The organism is Flavobacterium faecale (genome assembly GCF_003076455.1).
In the GTDB taxonomy this organism is placed as follows: domain Bacteria; phylum Bacteroidota; class Bacteroidia; order Flavobacteriales; family Flavobacteriaceae; genus Flavobacterium; species Flavobacterium faecale.
The window spans coordinates 2,113,501-2,130,623 of sequence record NZ_CP020918.1 but is presented as its reverse complement, the minus strand read 5'-3'; the positions used below and the strand labels follow the sequence as shown (position 1 = coordinate 2,130,623).

Genomic DNA, 17,123 nt, shown 5'->3' with positions numbered 1-17,123 from the left:
TAGGTATGACCCTTATTTTACTTCCATTAATTCTACGTCAAAAATCAAAGTAGCGTTTGGTGGAATAACTCCTCCAGCTCCGTTTGCTCCGTATCCTAAATCAGATGGAATTACAAAACGAGCTTTGTCACCAACTTTTAATAAAGCGATACCTTCGTCCCATCCTTCGATTACTTGTCCTTGCCCCAAACGGAATTCGATTGGTTTTTTTCTTGGGTAAGAAGAGTCAAATACTTTTCCAGATTCTAATGAACCTTCGTAATGTACAGAAACTGTTTTTCCAGCTTCAGCTTGTTTACCATCACCTCTTTGGATGAATTGGTAACGCAATCCGCTTTCTGTTTTCTCGAAACCTGCAGCCAATGTTTCCATTTTTGCTTCTGTTTCTGCTTTTAAAGCTGCTTGTTTTTTCAAACGAGCTCCTTTTAAACCTACGAAAGCTTCGATAGCATTCCATTTTTGAGCTTCTTCACCTACTCTAATGATTTCAACTGAATCTAAATTATCACCTTGAGCAATAGCATCTACGACATCTTGTCCTTCGATTACATTTCCAAAAACGGTATGTTTATCATCTAACCATGGTGTAGCAACGTGAGTGATAAAAAACTGAGATCCATTTGAACCAGGACCTGAATTTGCCATAGACAAGACTCCAGGTGCATTGTGACGTAAATCTTTGTGGAATTCATCATCAAATTTATACCCAGGATCTCCAGTTCCAGTTCCTTGAGGACATCCTCCTTGAACCATAAAATCAGGGATTACTCTATGAAATTTTAAACCATCATAGAATTTTTGTCCTTGAGGCTTGATTTTGTTTTCCATATTTCCTTCAGCAAGAGCAACAAAGTTCCCTACTGTTCCAGGTGTTAATTCATGCTCTAATTTTACTAAAATAGCACCTTTTGAAGTGTTGAATTTAGCGTATATTCCGTTTTCCATCTTTTTTTATTTTTATTGAAGTGCAAATTTACAAATTAATTTTTAGAATCGAGTGAAACGTTAAAATCACAAGTATAATTTTCGATTCGAGCTAGTCCAATTATAAAACTGTTTATTTAAAATAAAATCGCTAGTTCGATAATTTGACGGACTAGTTTATTTATACTTTAAAACTTAAGCGTTTGCGCAGTGCAATTTCCTTTTTGATTTATAGGTAATACCATAAACGGTAAATGCCAAGGCGGATAAGAATAATCCTCCAAGGGTTACAGCTTGCCAACCACCTAATTGCCACATAAACAAACCGAAAGCCGTTCCTGCAGCCGTTCCCAAAAAGCTAAAAGACATGAAGACCGTATTCATTCGGTTTCTCGCTTCTGGCAAAATAGAATATACTCTTGTTTGATTGGAAATATGAACCGACTGTAAACCTATGTCGATCAACACAATGCCGCAAATCACTCCATACACATTGGCACTTGAGAAGTAAAAAATCACAAAACTTAGTGCGATAAACAAACAGCCATAGCCAACAGCAACCCTAGAACCGCCTTTGTCACTTAATTTACCCAACAGAGGCGCTGCTAATGCTCCTGACGCTCCTACAACACCAAACAAGCCAATAGTTGCACTGTTATAATGAAAAGGTGCCCCCGAAAGCAATAAAACCATCGTGGTCCAAAAAGCACCAAATTGAGCAAAGCTGAATACATTGATCAAAGTAGCTTCTCTCAACAACGGCTGTTCTTTGATCAAAGTAAAAAGTGAACCGATTAATTGGCCATACGATCCAATAAAAACAGGTTTATTTTGTGGAAATTGTTTTTTAATTATAAAAAAGAGTACCATACAAAGTCCAGCGGCAATCCAAAACATGGCGCGCCAGCCTAATACGTTACCCACAAAACCGCTTAACGTTCTTGACAATAAGATCCCAACCAACAATCCGCTCATGATGGTACCTACTACTTTACCACGATTTTCGGGTGCGCTCAGTGCGGCCGCGAGGGGCAAAATAAGTTGCGGAACAATAGATGTCATTCCGATTAAGAGTGATGCTATTTCTAGAATTAAATAATTTTGTGCCGTAGCTGCTAGAATCAAAGCGATTATTGACGCAAAGGTCGTATACATGATCTGCGTTTTGCGCTCGAGCTTGTCACCAAGTGGCACCATAAGAAAAAGACCAATTGCATAACCTGCTTGTGTGAGGTATGCAATAGTACCTGCGTCTGCAGGTGGGATGTTAAATTCGGCTGCAATGAGCACAATTAACGGCTGGCAATAATATATGTTTGCAACGATGATTCCAGTTGCAATTGCCATAAACAGGACATTCTTTTTTGATAAATTCATGATGCAAAAGTAGCGGGTGTATTTTAAATTTACTGCTAAACAAAATCTAAATAATTATTTATAAAAACACATTATTCCACAAAAATACCCTCAAAAATTAACTTTTTGAGGGTACAAGTTTGTAGCTTGAATAAATTTAATTATTCAAATTATCAAGTGCTTTTAGGATCGGTTCAGCTTCTGCTCTGTTTCTGTATTCAGCATCCAAAAAGGTATAGACTATTTTACCATCTTGACCAATTACATAGGTAGCAGCCAATGGCAACTCATCTGACTCGTCACCGTTGTAACCGTGTAGGTCAAAACCTTTTTGGTACGAATCAGCAACATCATCCGTTAATTTGAAAACGATTCCGTATTCTTTGGCTACTTTGTTTCCAACATCGCTCAATACTTCAAATTGTAATTGGTGCTTTTCAGCAGTAGACATTGATTTGTCTGGTAATTCGGGAGTCAAAGCTAATAAGTTCGCCCCTTTTAATTGAATGTTTGGTAATTGCTCTTGCAAATAATGTAAAGTCATGTTGCAATAAGGACACCATCCACCTCTGTACCAAGTCAATACAATTGGACCTTTTTTCAATAATTCACTCAAAGAAACTTCTTTACCAACTGCATTTGTTAAGGTAAAATCAGGAGCGATATCATCGTTTTTCTTAGCGTTTGCTATTACGTTTTGACGAATTACGTCTGCAATACCATCTGCATATATTTCTTTGATTTGCTCAGGCGCTGTTGCTTCCCAAGTATTTTTTGCGTTGTCTAGTGTATTTTGTAATCCTATAGTGCTATTTGCTGTGCTCATTGTGTATGTTTTTTAATTGTGGTACAAATTTACAAAGGTCATATCAAAACCAATTGTCAATATTTCCTGAAAAGGTTACAATATTTCCCTTCTTTGGATTTTGTTCTGTTAATTATTTTTCTAAAAAGTCAAGTAGCGGATTAATAAACTTGTCAAAACTTTCAATGTGTGGCATGTGACCAATGTTTGGGATTTCGACTAATTTTGATCCTATTATTTTCTTTTGGGTTTCTTTACCCAAATTCTCATACAGCCCCATTGTTTTGCGGACGTCCTCGGATACTAATGGTTTTCCTAATGCAGTTCTATCACGGGTACCGATGATTAAAAGTGTCGGTGCTTTTATATTCTGAAATTCGTATACAACAGGTTGAGTAAAAATCATATCATACATTAAGGCCGAATTCCAAGCTAATTTTTTAAAATCAGAATTCAGCGTCCAACCTGCGAGTAGATTTACCCATTGATCATATTCTGGTTTCCATTTGCCATCATAATAACTATCTAGTTGGTATTTTTTGATTTTGTCATAACTCTGGTTCAACTCGCCTTTGTACCACCAATCTACTGACTGATACGGAACCTTTAATTTCCAGTCCTCTAGTCCTATTGGATTTTCTAAGATTAATTTCTCCGTTACTTCAGGAAACATTAATGCAAAACGAGCGGCAACCATTCCGCCCATCGAGTGTCCTAAAACAGCTGTCTTTTGAATGCCTAAACTATCCAAAATTTGCTTGGTGTTTTGCGCTAGTTGTTGAAAGGTATATTGAAAATTATCTGGTTTTGATGATTTACCAAAACCAATTTGATCGGGAACTATAACGCGGAATCCCTTTTGGGTCAAAGCATCAATAGTTGTTTTCCAATAGGCACCATTAAAGTTTTTTCCGTGAAGTAGTAGGATGTTTTTCCCGTTGTAATTATTGGGTTTAACATCCATGTATTCCATTTTGAGTTCTTGTTGCTGAATATTTAAAGTGATAAAATGAACTGGAAAAGGGTATTCATAATTACTCAAATTACTATCGAGCCACTGCAGTTTTTCTTGTTGCGCGAAGGAAAGCAGTGTGAATAGAAATAGTCCAACTGTTAGTTTCATTTTCATGTTGTCTGTGTTTTTATTAGAAATGTAAATTTAGAAAGAAACAATTCTATTGAAAAACTATTAGGAAAACTTTACAATTTGGATCCCAATTTAGTCGGTAGTCTACTGCTTAGCCCAGATTGGAACGGCATCCTTTTCTTGCTTTTTTTTTAGCAAGAAAAGATATAGTGGAAAGCTGGAAATAGCTCCAAAAAAAAAATGACATCCGTTATGAATGTCATTTTGTATTATTTACTGTTGAAATCAATTATCTTTTAAACCTGCGTTTTTAAGGTATGGCTCTATCTCCATATCGTGACCGATAAAATCTTTAAAGGCTTGGTTTAAGTCTACGCTATTCCCGACAGATAAAATGTATTTTCGAAAGCGTTCGCAGTTTTCTCTGGTCATTCCGCCGTTGGCTTTCATCCAGTCAAATGCATTATAATCAAGTGTTTTTGACCAAGTGTACGCGTAATATCCTGCAGAATAACCGCCTGACCATATGTGTGCGAAATAAGGTGTGTGGTAGCGAGTTGGAACCTCATTTACCAACAATCCGTATTTTTCTAGCGCTTCTTTTTCGAAAATTAAGGTTGGTTTGAAATCTTTTTCGTTTTCGACACTATGCCAATTCATATCCAAGGTCGATGCTGCTAGCAACTCGGTTACATGATAACCGCTATTGAATGTCTCTGATTTTTTTATCTTATCAATTAAATCTTGTGGAATTTCTTGTTTTGTTTGGTAATGAATTGCGTAATTTTTCAGCACTTCTGGATCCAAAGCCGCATGCTCATTGATTTGAGAAGGGAACTCTACAAAGTCACGAGGCACAGACGTACCTGATAAAGTTGCATAATTTTGATTGGCGAATAAACCATGGAGTGTGTGACCAAACTCGTGAAACATGGTAGTCACATTGTCAAAACTGATTAATGATGGAGCGCCATCAACTGGTTTTGTGAAGTTGTACACGTTGACAATAACTGGTTTTTGGTTTTGGTAATGCGATTGTTTTACCAAACTGTTCATCCAAGCCCCGCCATTTTTATTGTCACGAGTATAAAAATCTAAATAATAGATTGCCATAGATTTTCCGTCGTTGTCAAAAACCTCATAGGCAAATACATCTGGGTGATAGACTGGCAAATCTGAGCGTTGTTTGAAGGTGATACCATACATTTTTTTGGCTGCAAAAAACACTCCTTTTTCAAGAACGGTAGTCAATTCAAAATACGGTTTTACTTGATTTTCGTCTAAGTCATATTTGGCTTTACGTACTTGCTCTGCATAAAAATCCCAATCCCAAGGCTCTAGTTTAAATCCGCCTTTTTGCGCATCAATTAAGTCTTGAATTTCTTGTGCCTCAGCTTTTGCTTTTTTGACAGCAGGACCAGCAATCTCAGCCAATAAATGCATGGCGCGATCTGGTGTTTTGGCCATTTGATCTTGCTGTTTCCATTCTGCAAAATTCTTTTTACCCATTAAATTGGCTTTTTGCAAACGCAAACGAGCCATTTTCTCCAATACCTCTCTAGTGTCTCCGTCGTCGTTTTTCTCGGCACGTGTCCAAGACGCATGGAATATTTTTTCTCTACTGGTACGATTGGTCAAATTTTGTAATACGGGTTGTTGCGTTGTATTGGTTAACCCAATCAAGAATTTCCCTGATTGACCAGCTTCAGTAGCTTTTTCTTTGGCTGCTTTAATTTCGCCTGTCGGTAAACCCGCAAGTTCAGACTCATTATCAAAAAATACCGCCCCATTTTTGCGGGCAGTTAATAATTTGTTTCCAAACAAGGTACCTAAACTCGCTAGTTCCCCGTTGATTTTTTTCATTTTCTCTTTGTCTGCATCAGATAAATTAGCACCCGCCAATTCAAATTCTTGAATATAATGCTCGGTTAACTTCTTATCTTCTCCCTTTAACGTTTTTAAATCGATGGATTTGAAACGGTTGTAGAGTTTTGAGTTCAAATATGTTTTGTCTCTATGCGCAGAGAATATAGGCGCATAAGCTACCTGCAATGCCTGTAATGTTGGGTTGGTATTGGCACCTGTCTGGCTGTAAAAAGCTGTAGTTGCTCGTTTTAAATCTTCACCAGAAATCTCTAATGCGAGAACTGTGTTCTGAAACGTTGCTTTGGCTGGACTATTTGCTATAGCGGTAATTTGTTTGTCTTGCGCTGCTAATCCAAATTCAAAAGCAGGTTTATAATCGGCGTCTTTAATCAAATTAAAAGCGGGAGCTTGGTATTGCAAGCTGCTTTTTTGTAACAATGGATTTGTCATTTTGATAGATTTATTTTGTGCTTGTATCGAATGCAATGGCGCAAAAGCTAATGCGGCTGTACTCGCCAATAGAAGATTAGTTACGATTCTCATGTATTATTTTAAATTTTTATAAATGTAAAAAAAAATTGTAAAGTCCAATGACTAACGATTGTTAATGTTTCAACCGTAATTCGAGTTGTATTTCGGCTGATTTCAAAATCAGTGTTGGTCTATTAACTCCTAAAAAACTTTGTATCTTTGCGCATTCATTAGATAGAAAAAATTATGAGAATCGATATTATTACCGTTTTACCTGAATTATTAAGGAGTCCGTTTGAAGCTTCGATTATGAAACGTGCTATTGACAAAGGACTGGTAGAAGTTCATTTTCATAATTTAAGAGATTACACTACCAACAAACAAAAAAGTGTAGATGACTACGCATACGGTGGTGGCGCCGGAATGGTAATGAACATTCAGCCTATTGATGACTGTATTTCACATTTAAAAAGCGAACGCACCTATGACGAAATTATATATATGTCGCCAGATGGAGAAACTTTAAATCAAAAAATGGCCAATACTATGTCAATGTATGAGAATATCATTATTCTTTGTGGACATTACAAAGGTGTGGATCAACGTGTGAGAGATCATTTTATTACCAAAGAAATTTCGATTGGTGATTATGTTTTATCAGGTGGTGAACTAGGTGCGTTGGTCTTATCTGATGCCTTAATTCGTTTAATCCCTGGTGTTTTGAGTGATGAAACATCAGCCTTGACCGATAGTTTTCAAGATGGATTATTATCTGGTCCTATATATACAAGACCTGCAGAATATAAAGGATGGAAAGTTCCAGATGTGTTATTGAGCGGACATTCTGGGAAAATTGACCAATGGCGCGAGGATATGGCATATGAGCATACAAAAAACAGGAGACCGGATTTGTTGGAGGAATAAGTTCTGAGTGGTCAGTTTTCAGTCGCAGTTTTCAGTTTAACTCGTTGAACGTAGTTTTGATGCTCTTTGCAAGCGCAGTGTTCAGTGGCAGTTTTCAGTTTATAAACGTTGAACATAGTTTTGATGCTCTTTGCAAGCGCAGGTTTCAGTGTTTAGTCTATTATCTTTGAACATAATTTTCATTGGTCGTTTTCAGTTTACAAACTTTGAATTTAATTTTACTGGTAAATTTCACATTATAATATCTGAGTATATTCCCTAGTGACGGTTTACTTCTATTTAAACTTATTTTAAAAGCCTTTCAAACATTACTATTAAATTGTAGATTCGAATAATCTTATTGTGTATTAACTATAAGAATAACTAAACATAGAGCAATGGATTTCAAATCATTACTAGCTTTTCAAAAATCATTCGAATTGGCAATGGAGATTTTCAAACTCACTAAATCATTTCCTAAGGAAGAAACTTATTCACTATCAGATCAAATTAGACGTTCTTCAAGAAGCGTATCTGCTAATATTGCAGAAGCTTATAGAAAAAGACGTTATCCAAATCATTTTATAAGCAAACTCACCGATAGCGATGCCGAAAACTCAGAAACAAATGTTTGGCTACAGTTTGCGCTACAATGTGACTACATTAACCAAGAAACTTTTGACACATTAAATAATAAAAGTTTAGAAATCGGTAAATTGATCAATTATATGATTAATAATCCTGGTAAGTTTGGATGCTAGTTCAGCTTTCAGTCGCAGTTCTTGGTCGCGGTTTTCAGTTTTCAGTTTTCAGTTTTCGGTTTTCGGTTTTCGGTTTTCGGTTTTCGTTTTTCGGTTTTTAAACGTTGAACATATTTTTTATTGGTGATTTTTTAGTAAAATCTTAAGTTGCCAGTCGCAGTTTTCAGTTTATAAACGTTAAACATATTTTTTATCGTTGATTTTTCAGTAAAATCTAAGTTTTCACTTTGCTATCTAAACTTAAGATAACATTTCGAAAAAATATTTATTACAACGGAAAGCCATCCCAATCACTGAGACTAAAAACTAGGATTGAAGACTCAGACCGAAAACTGAGACCGAAAACTGAGACTGAAAACTGAGACTGAGACTGAAAACCGAGACTGAATAAATTTTTAAACAAAATAAACTACAAACTTTAAACTTTTTTCAGTACTTTTGCGCCCACTTAGACCAACCTCTGGCGAGATCCGTGAATGTTGCTCTATATCAAAAACCATAATTAGCATTTAAAATGGCAAATTTAGTAGATTTCGTTAATAGCGAATTTGTAACAAAAAAAGATTTCCCTGTATTCGGAGCTGGAGACACAATCACAGTTTATTACGAAATTAAAGAGGGTGAAAAAACTAGAACACAGTTTTTCAAAGGAGTTGTAATTCAAAGAAGAGGTACTGGAAGTACTGAAACTTTTACAATCCGTAAAATGTCAGGTGCAGTTGGAGTTGAGCGTATCTTCCCAGTGAACTTGCCAGCTTTACAAAAAGTTGAAATCAACAAGAAAGGTGCTGTACGTAGAGCTAGAATTTTCTACTTCAGAGAACTTACTGGTAAAAAAGCAAGAATCAAAGACAAAAGAAGATAGTCAAATATCCCTTTATCATAAAAGTCCCAGTCCGATTAATCGGATTTGGGACTTTTTTTTGGCTTACAATGAGTGGTTCTACACGAAGGAAATAGATTTACTATCTAGAAGACGCTAAATTAAATTTAAAAAAAGCTATGCGAATTAATTTGTTGTTTCTAAAACATAAATAAACTAATAAACTTCCTATACCAGTAACTATTTGTTTTCTCCAAAAACACTTGACTACAAATCAACAGCTTATACTTTTTCTGTTTTTTATTCCAATAATACAAGTGAATGAATTTTTAATGATAAAAGTGAGCTTTCACGACGTACACATGTGCTCTATTTACACTATGATCGCTAAAACTACGCAAACGATTGAGAGCGCTGCATAAACTCCTTTAAATGGCAACCGTATTATTCTCAAAAAAAGGACTTTCGATTGAAAAAATAACATTTTATGACATTGTCGTTACTTATACCATAAATCACTTATTTCTCGGGGATACTACTCCTTTTTATGACATGTTTTTCATATCTTTGCTCGGCTTTATTCAAAGCAAATCATACATTTCACATTCTTTTTTAAGAATTACGATTATAAAATAAAAAAAATGACACAAAAATCAAAGATTGTTTACACATTAACTGACGAAGCACCTTTGTTAGCTACTTATTCTTTTTTACCTATTGTACAAGCTTTTACTTCTACTGCAGGAATCGAAATTGAAACAGAAGACATCTCTGTTGCTGCTCGTATCTTAGCAAACTTCCCTGAGTTTTTGACTGAGGATCAAAAAGTAAAAGATTCATTGGCTGCATTAGGAAAATTAGCTAATGCTCCAGAAGCAAACATCATTAAATTACCAAACGTTTCAGCATCGATTCCTCAATTAAAAGGAGCTATTGCCGAATTACAAGCACACGGATATAACGTACCCAATTACCCAGAAGATCCTCAAACGGATGCTGAAAAAGAAATCAAAGCAAAATATGCAAAAATTTCGGGTTCTGCTGTAAACCCAGTTTTACGTGAAGGAAACTCTGATCGTAGAGCTCCAAAAGCAGTAAAAAATTATGCAAAAGCAAATCCACACTCTATGGGAGCATGGACTGCTGATTCTAAAACTTCAGTTGCCTCAATGACTGAAGGTGATTTTTACGGAAGTGAAAAATCGGTTACTGTTGCTGATGCTACCGATGTAAAAATCGAATTTGTTGCAAAAGACGGTGCTACTACTGTATTGAAAGCAAGTACGCCTTTGAAAGTAGGCGAAATCATTGACAGCTCTGTAATGCACTTGAATGCTTTGAAATCTTTTGTTGCTAAAACAATTGCGGAAGCAAAAGTAGAAGGTGTTTTATTATCTGTTCACTTAAAGGCTACCATGATGAAGGTTTCTGACCCTATTATCTTTGGTGCTATCGTAGAAGTATACTTTGCTGATGTATTCGCAAAATACGCTACTTTGTTTGCTGAACTTGGTGTAAATACTAAAAATGGCTTAGGTGATGTGTATGCAAAAATTGCAGGTCGTCCAGAGCAAGCTGAAGTGGAAGCTGCCATCAATGCAGCGATTGAAAACGGACCAGCTCTAGCCATGGTGAATTCTGATAAAGGAATCACTAACCTACACGTGCCATCTGACGTAATTGTTGATGCTTCTATGCCTGCAATGATTCGTACTTCTGGTCAAATGTGGAACAAGGCTGGAAAACTACAAGATACTATCGCTATTATTCCAGACCGTTGTTATGCTGGAATTTATACTGCAACAATTGATTTTTGTAAAAAACATGGCGCTTTTGACCCAACTACAATGGGATCTGTTCCAAACGTAGGTTTGATGGCTCAAAAAGCAGAAGAATATGGTTCTCATGACAAAACTTTCCAAATATCGGCTAGCGGTACTGTACGCGTAGTTGAGGTGAACGGAAATGTAGTGATGGAGCAAGCGGTTGAAGCAAATGACATTTTTAGAATGTGTCAAGCAAAAGATGCTCCAATTCAGGACTGGGTAAAACTAGCTGTAAATAGAGCTCGTTTGTCTGCTACTCCTGCCGTTTTCTGGTTAGACGAAAACAGAGCACACGATAGAGAAATCATCAAAAAAGTAAACTTATACTTAAAAGATCACGATACAACAGGTTTAGATATTCGTATCCTGGATCCTATTGCTGCTACTCAATTCACTTGTGAGAGAATCATCAAAGGATTGGATACTATCTCTGTAACCGGAAACGTTTTGCGTGACTATTTAACAGATTTATTCCCAATTCTTGAAGTTGGAACATCTGCAAAAATGCTATCTATCGTTCCGTTGATGAACGGTGGTGGTTTGTTCGAAACTGGTGCTGGTGGATCTGCTCCAAAGCACGTTGAACAATTTACACAAGAAGGATACCTACGTTGGGATTCATTAGGAGAATTTTTGGCACTTGGCGCTTCTTTGGAGCATTTAGGTCAATCATTAAACAATGAAAAAGCAATTATCTTATCTGAGACTTTGGACCAAGCAAATGATGCGTTCTTGAAAAACGACAAATCTCCTGCTAGAAAAGTGGGTGGAATTGATAACCGTGGTTCTCAATTTTACTTAGCAATGTACTGGGCACAAGCTTTGGCTGCACAGACTAAAGACTCTGAATTGCAAGCTATTTTTGCTCCAATTGCAAAAGAACTTACGGATAACGAAGCTACAATCAATGCTGAATTAATCGGAGCTCAAGGTAAACCTCAAGCAATTGGTGGTCACTACCAACCAACTCCTGCATTATTGAGTAAAGCAATGCGTCCTAGCGCAACATTTAATTCGATTATGGATAAAATTACTGCATTGAAAACAGCATAATTTTTTTCAAATATAAATACACTAAAAGACAACCCTCAAAGGTTGTCTTTTTTTATTAACAGACTTTTAAAGTTTGTTTGCTAGTGAATTACCTATAATTTTACCAAATTTGCATCTTAAATAATTTAACGTATGTTGAACTGTAAACTTTTTGCATTTACTTTAACCTTTCTTTTTTGCTTGCCAATTTTCGCTCAAACTGAAGACAAAGCAACCGTTTCAAATCAAAAATTCACTTTGAGTGGTGTTATTTCTGATTCAAAAAATAACGAAACTTTAATTGGTGTAAATTTATATGTCGAAGAAACAAAATCAAGTATAAATACCAATCAGTACGGCTTTTATTCGATAACCCTCCCCCAAGGATCTTATACCGTACAAGTTAGCTACATCGGTTTCGAAAATGTTTCAAAAAAAATCACCTTAGATAAAAATACCAGACTTAACTTCAACCTATCTGACAGTGAAGAAATGTTGAAAGAGGTAATCGTCACAGGCACAAATACGAGTACCCCTATCAGAAAGCCCGAGATGAGCGTTAACAGACTCTCCATCTCTTCGATAAAGAAAATGCCTGTTGTTCTTGGAGAAGTTGATGTAATTAAATCATTGCTATTACTCCCAGGTGTTACCAATGCAGGTGAAGGTGCCTCGGGGTTTAACGTGCGTGGTGGTGGAGCAGATCAAAACTTAATTCTTTTGGATGAAGCTACTATCTTCAACTCCTCACACGTATTTGGTTTCTTTTCGGTTTTCAACCCCGATGCTATCAAAGATTTAAAATTATACAAAGGCGGAATACCGGCTAACTTTGGTGGTAGAGCTTCTTCTGTATTAGATATTTATCAAAAAGACGGAAGCAGCAAATCTTTTCATGCCAGCGGTGGTATAGGATTGATTGCTAGTCGAATTTTACTCGAAGGACCATTAGTAAAAAACAAAGGATCTTTCTTGATTGGCGGACGTAGTTCTTACGCCCATTTATTTTTGAAACTATCTGAAGATCAAAAAAACAATACTGCTTATTTTTACGACTTAAACACCAAATTGAGCTATAAACTAAACGAAAACAACAACTTATATCTTTCTGGTTATTTTGGTCGTGATGTATTTGCCATTAGCAAGAGTTTCTCCAATACTTATGGGAACGCTACCTTAAATTTGAGATGGAACCACCTTTTCTCAGATAAATTATTCACCAATCTATCACTTATTTACAGTGATTATTATTATGGTTTAGATCTTGATTTTGTTGGTTTTAAATGGGACTCTGGGATCAAGAATTATAACTTGAAATATGACTTTAAAAACTATATTTCAGACAAATTCAAACTTAGTTATGGCCTTAATGCAATTTACTATTCTTTCAATCCAGGAACAATCAAGCCTTCTAATCTTGATTCCGGAATTAACTTTGACCAATTAGACAAAAAATACGCTTTCGAACCTGCCTTATATGTAAGCGCCGAGCAAGAAATCTCTAAGCGCATAGCAGTTACCTATGGTTTACGATATAGTATGTTTTATAGATTAGGACAATCAACAGTAAATATTTATGAGAATAACAACCCCGTAACCTTTAATGCAGATCAGCAGATTTACGAGAAAGCGACTCCAATTGGAACCGAATTTTATAATAAAAACAAAGTAATTCAAAGCTACAATTATCTCGAGCCAAGATTAGCACTTTCATACCAACTCAACGAAGACAGTTCGCTTAAGGGTAGTTATAATCGAATGGTGCAATACCTGCAGCTCATCTCCAACACCTCCTCGCCTACTCCACTAGACGTTTGGACACCGAGTGACAATTTTATCAAACCCCAAATAGCAGATCAAGTCGCGGTTGGGTATTTTAAAAATTTCAGTGATAATATGTATTCTTTGGATATTGAAACCTATTACAAAAAAATACAAAATAGACTGGACTATATTGACGGTGCCGACTTGATTGCAAACAAAGCTATAGAACAAATTATTCTAAATGGTCGAATGCGTTCTTATGGGCTTGAAATTATGTTTCGAAAAAATGAAGGTAAATTAAATGGATGGATTTCCTACACCTTATCAAAATCACAACAACAAACCCCTGGACGAACAGCAGACGAAATAGGAATAAACAATGGTAACTGGTACAACTCGATATATGATAAAACGCATAATCTCGCCGTAACAGCAGCTTACAAAAAAAGTGAAAAATGGACTTTTGGCGCCAATTTCGTATTGCAAACAGGGCAACCTGTAACGTATCCAAATGGGCAATATTCTTATTCTGGTATTGTTGTACCGAGCTATGGTTTACGAAACGAAAACCGATTACCTGCTTATCACCATCTTGATGTTTCTGCAACCCTAACTCCAACAAAAAATAAAGATAGAGATTGGAAAGGTGAATGGGTATTTAGTATCTACAACCTTTATAACCGTAAGAATGCTGCTTCGATCAATTTTAGACAAAACTCTGATACAGGTACCAATGAAGCCGTTAGAACTTCGATATTCGGAATGGTGCCAGCAGTAAGTTATAATTTTAAATTTTAAGAAAATGAAAAAGATATCCCTACTCCTACTCTTTATTGTAACACTAGTATCTAGTAGTTGCGAAGAGGTTGTTCAAGTTGACCTAGATACAGCAGCGCCAAAACTAGTTATCGAAGCCACCATAAAATGGCAAAAAGGAACAGCAGGAAATAACCAAAAGATCAAATTAACCACTACTACATCTTATTTTTCAAACATCATTCCGACGGTATCTGGTGCGAAAATAACAGTGAAAAATAGTAGTAATACCGTTTTCACCTTTAACGAAATTGCAACATCTGGCGAATACGGTTGCTCTAATTTTGTTCCTAAAATCAATGAAACCTATACGCTAACCGTAATTGCTAACGGACAAACGTATACTGCCTCCGAAATATTAAAATCGGTTGCTCCCATTGATGAAATCGAGCAAAAAAACGACGGTGGATTTACAGGTAAAGACATTCAACTTAAAACATACTTTACTGATCCTGCACCAGAGACCAATTACTATTTGTACCAATACAGTTATACCGGTCAAGTAACTCAGACATTTTATGGTGACATAGATACCTTTTTTCAAGGCAACAAATTCTTTAGCTTGTCTCAAAATGATGATTTAAAAATCGGGGACGAAGTGAGCGTTACGCATTATGGTATATCAAAAACATATTATAACTATATGAGTATCCTAATAAGTATTGCTGGCGGGAGTAGCGGCGGTCCCTTTCAAGCGCCACCTGCAACGGTACGTGGAAACATCATTAACACAACCAACAAGGATAATTATGCTTTGGGTTATTTTGCATTGACCGAAATAGACAGTCGTGTGTTTACCATCAAATAATCTTGTGAATTAGAATTTTCGAAAAAAAACAAAATAGAAGTTTACTTCTGCTTGCATGTCATTCGATAATTCAAAATAGCGCAATTGGAATTTCAGTATCTTTACCCATCAAACAACACCTATGTCATCACATCATATTGTAAGAGACGATCAAGAACCAGCATTAATAATTGCCAATGGGGCGGCTTGTAACCCTGAATTATTAGGTCAGTTATTAGAATGGTCTCCAATCGTAATCGTACTTGATTCGGCAATGGAACGTGTCATGAAATTAGATATCAAGGTTGATGTTTTATTAGGTGACTTTGACCGTGGATTTGATCCCAATTATTACAAAGAGAAACAATACCCGATAGAAATAATACATACGCCTGATCAAAACAAAACCGATCTTGAAAAAGCATTTGATTATTTGATCGAAAAAAAGATACCTGCCGTCAATGTAGTTTGGGCAACCGGTAGAAGAGCCGACCATACAATTACTAATTTGACCAATATCGTACGCTACCGTAACCTCTTAAAAATTGTGATTTTGGACGACCATTCCAAAGTGTTTTTATTGAATCGAAAGTTCGAAAAATGGTATACCGAAGGCACACCTATTTCACTAATTCCGATTGGGACCGTAACCGGAATTGCGTCTGAAAATTTATTCTACCCCCTTACTAATGAAAGCTTAACGATAGGCTACAAGACTGGCAGTAGCAATCACGTAACCAAAGACGGAATAGTAAAAATTGAACATTTAGAAGGTGATTTACTACTAATGGAATGTATGGATTGATTTAATCCTAAAAAAGCTAGAAAAGTTCTACTTTTTTATATAACTTGCTCATGATTAGGAGTATTTCTTTTTTAACAATTCCTTTTCCAGAAATAGATAGAATGATGGCTAAACAGCTTACAGAAAAAACAAAATTACATCCTAGAAATCTACATCGTTCACGATATGATTTTAAACTTTTGATAGAACGTTACCCTGCATTAAAAAACTTTGTTAGTACTAACAAACATGATCCAGAGAGTTCAGATGAAACCATAGACTTTAGCGATCCCGATGCTGTAAAAGCTTTAAACAAAGCACTACTTATTACTTATTATGGTATTCAAAATTGGGATATTCCAAAAGATTACCTTTGCCCACCAATACCCGGTCGCGCAGATTACATACATAATGTTGCCGACCTACTTGCCACTACTAATGGCGGTATAATCCCAGAAGGAGAAAGCATTCATGGACTTGATATTGGTGTTGGAGCCAATTGCATTTATCCCATCTTAGGAAATTCAATTTACGGATGGAACTTTGTAGGAACAGATATTGACGACAAAGCATTAAAAAATTGTAGCAAAATAATAGAGTCAAATCCAAAATTAGTAGATGCTATAAGTTTACAGCAGCAAATTGAGGCCCGCTTTATTTTTAAAAATATTATTACTCCCGAAGATAAGTTCGAATTTATACTGTGTAACCCACCCTTCCACACCTCACAAGAGGAAGCGACTCAGGGCAGTATTCGAAAAATAAATAATTTAGAAAATACAAGGACAACCAAACCAATCTTAAATTTTGGCGGACACAATACTGAATTATGGTGTGAAGGTGGCGAGTTTCGTTTCATTTCACAAATGATTTATGAAAGTGCCAAATATCCCATGCAAATATTATGGTTTACTACTTTGGTAGCCAAACAATCGCATTTAAAAAGTTTGTATAAAGTACTAAATAAAGTGAACGCTGCAAACATTCGAACAATTGACATGGCACAAGGACAAAAAACGAGTCGAATTTTGGCTTGGTCTTTTTTGAGCGATCAACAACAAGAAGAATGGCAATTTCAAAAAAGTGATCAAGTAATTTAATTACGCTTTTTTTCGAAA

Annotated in this window: 13 protein-coding genes; 8 read left to right on the top strand and 5 right to left on the bottom strand. The window is 36.0% G+C overall.

Annotated elements, in window-relative coordinates:
* Positions 1 to 12 precede the first annotated feature (12 nt).
* From FFWV33_RS09300 to FFWV33_RS09280, 5 genes are all read right to left on the bottom strand, one after another.
* Positions 13 to 945 carry a peptidylprolyl isomerase gene (locus FFWV33_RS09300; RefSeq protein WP_108740657.1) on the bottom strand — a complete coding sequence of 311 codons (933 nt, stop codon included), beginning with the start codon at positions 943 to 945 and terminating at the stop codon, positions 13 to 15.
* A 174-nt stretch (positions 946 to 1,119) separates the two neighbouring features.
* Positions 1,120 to 2,301, bottom strand: a complete 1,182-nt coding sequence (locus tag FFWV33_RS09295; protein WP_108740656.1) for an MFS transporter — start codon at positions 2,299 to 2,301, stop codon at positions 1,120 to 1,122.
* Between the two features lie 136 nt (positions 2,302 to 2,437).
* Positions 2,438 to 3,106, bottom strand: coding sequence for a peroxiredoxin-like family protein (locus tag FFWV33_RS09290; RefSeq protein WP_108740655.1), 669 nt, complete (start codon positions 3,104 to 3,106; stop codon positions 2,438 to 2,440).
* A 112-nt stretch (positions 3,107 to 3,218) separates the two neighbouring features.
* On the bottom strand, positions 3,219 to 4,214 hold the full coding sequence (locus FFWV33_RS09285) for an alpha/beta fold hydrolase (protein ID WP_108740654.1): 996 nt from the start codon (positions 4,212 to 4,214) through the stop codon (positions 3,219 to 3,221).
* Positions 4,215 to 4,457: 243 nt separating this feature from the next.
* Positions 4,458 to 6,581, bottom strand: coding sequence for a M3 family metallopeptidase (locus tag FFWV33_RS09280; RefSeq protein WP_108740653.1), 2,124 nt, complete (start codon positions 6,579 to 6,581; stop codon positions 4,458 to 4,460).
* A 174-nt stretch (positions 6,582 to 6,755) separates the two neighbouring features.
* Between FFWV33_RS09280 and trmD the strand changes: the two genes are divergently transcribed.
* From trmD to rlmF, 8 genes are all read left to right on the top strand, one after another.
* The gene (trmD, locus tag FFWV33_RS09275; protein ID WP_108740652.1) at positions 6,756 to 7,433 is read left to right on the top strand and encodes a tRNA (guanosine(37)-N1)-methyltransferase TrmD; all 678 of its coding nucleotides are present in this window, start codon (positions 6,756 to 6,758) and stop codon (positions 7,431 to 7,433) included.
* A 377-nt stretch (positions 7,434 to 7,810) separates the two neighbouring features.
* Positions 7,811 to 8,173, top strand: coding sequence for a four helix bundle protein (locus tag FFWV33_RS09270; RefSeq protein WP_108740651.1), 363 nt, complete (start codon positions 7,811 to 7,813; stop codon positions 8,171 to 8,173).
* 514 nt (positions 8,174 to 8,687) lie between these two features.
* Positions 8,688 to 9,038 (top strand): 50S ribosomal protein L19, encoded by a 351-nt coding sequence (gene rplS, locus FFWV33_RS09265; protein WP_108740650.1) that lies wholly within the window; start codon positions 8,688 to 8,690, stop codon positions 9,036 to 9,038.
* Between the two features lie 599 nt (positions 9,039 to 9,637).
* The gene (locus FFWV33_RS09260) at positions 9,638 to 11,875 is read left to right on the top strand and encodes an NADP-dependent isocitrate dehydrogenase (protein WP_108740649.1); all 2,238 of its coding nucleotides are present in this window, start codon (positions 9,638 to 9,640) and stop codon (positions 11,873 to 11,875) included.
* Positions 11,876 to 12,007: 132 nt separating this feature from the next.
* The gene (locus tag FFWV33_RS09255) at positions 12,008 to 14,416 is read left to right on the top strand and encodes a TonB-dependent receptor (protein ID WP_108740648.1); all 2,409 of its coding nucleotides are present in this window, start codon (positions 12,008 to 12,010) and stop codon (positions 14,414 to 14,416) included.
* A 4-nt stretch (positions 14,417 to 14,420) separates the two neighbouring features.
* On the top strand, positions 14,421 to 15,242 hold the full coding sequence (locus tag FFWV33_RS09250) for a DUF4249 domain-containing protein (protein ID WP_108740647.1): 822 nt from the start codon (positions 14,421 to 14,423) through the stop codon (positions 15,240 to 15,242).
* Between the two features lie 121 nt (positions 15,243 to 15,363).
* Positions 15,364 to 16,026: a thiamine diphosphokinase gene (locus FFWV33_RS09245; protein WP_108740646.1), complete on the top strand. Its 663-nt coding sequence runs from the start codon at positions 15,364 to 15,366 to the stop codon at positions 16,024 to 16,026.
* Positions 16,027 to 16,127: 101 nt separating this feature from the next.
* On the top strand, positions 16,128 to 17,105 hold the full coding sequence (gene rlmF / locus FFWV33_RS09240) for a 23S rRNA (adenine(1618)-N(6))-methyltransferase RlmF (protein ID WP_108742506.1): 978 nt from the start codon (positions 16,128 to 16,130) through the stop codon (positions 17,103 to 17,105).
* Positions 17,106 to 17,123: the final 18 nt, after the last annotated feature.

Excerpts from the sequence above, each read along its gene's own strand:
- FFWV33_RS09300 (WP_108740657.1), bottom strand. The coding sequence starts at position 945 with ATGGAAAACGGAATATACGCTAAATTCAACACTTCAAAAGGTGCTATT.
- FFWV33_RS09295 (WP_108740656.1), bottom strand. The coding sequence starts at position 2,301 with ATGAATTTATCAAAAAAGAATGTCCTGTTTATGGCAATTGCAACTGGA.
- FFWV33_RS09290 (WP_108740655.1), bottom strand. The coding sequence starts at position 3,106 with ATGAGCACAGCAAATAGCACTATAGGATTACAAAATACACTAGACAAC.
- FFWV33_RS09285 (WP_108740654.1), bottom strand. The coding sequence starts at position 4,214 with ATGAAAATGAAACTAACAGTTGGACTATTTCTATTCACACTGCTTTCC.
- FFWV33_RS09280 (WP_108740653.1), bottom strand. The coding sequence starts at position 6,581 with ATGAGAATCGTAACTAATCTTCTATTGGCGAGTACAGCCGCATTAGCT.
- trmD (WP_108740652.1), top strand. The coding sequence starts at position 6,756 with ATGAGAATCGATATTATTACCGTTTTACCTGAATTATTAAGGAGTCCG.
- FFWV33_RS09270 (WP_108740651.1), top strand. The coding sequence starts at position 7,811 with ATGGATTTCAAATCATTACTAGCTTTTCAAAAATCATTCGAATTGGCA.
- rplS (WP_108740650.1), top strand. The coding sequence starts at position 8,688 with ATGGCAAATTTAGTAGATTTCGTTAATAGCGAATTTGTAACAAAAAAA.
- FFWV33_RS09260 (WP_108740649.1), top strand. The coding sequence starts at position 9,638 with ATGACACAAAAATCAAAGATTGTTTACACATTAACTGACGAAGCACCT.
- FFWV33_RS09255 (WP_108740648.1), top strand. The coding sequence starts at position 12,008 with ATGTTGAACTGTAAACTTTTTGCATTTACTTTAACCTTTCTTTTTTGC.
- FFWV33_RS09250 (WP_108740647.1), top strand. The coding sequence starts at position 14,421 with ATGAAAAAGATATCCCTACTCCTACTCTTTATTGTAACACTAGTATCT.
- FFWV33_RS09245 (WP_108740646.1), top strand. The coding sequence starts at position 15,364 with ATGTCATCACATCATATTGTAAGAGACGATCAAGAACCAGCATTAATA.
- rlmF (WP_108742506.1), top strand. The coding sequence starts at position 16,128 with ATGATGGCTAAACAGCTTACAGAAAAAACAAAATTACATCCTAGAAAT.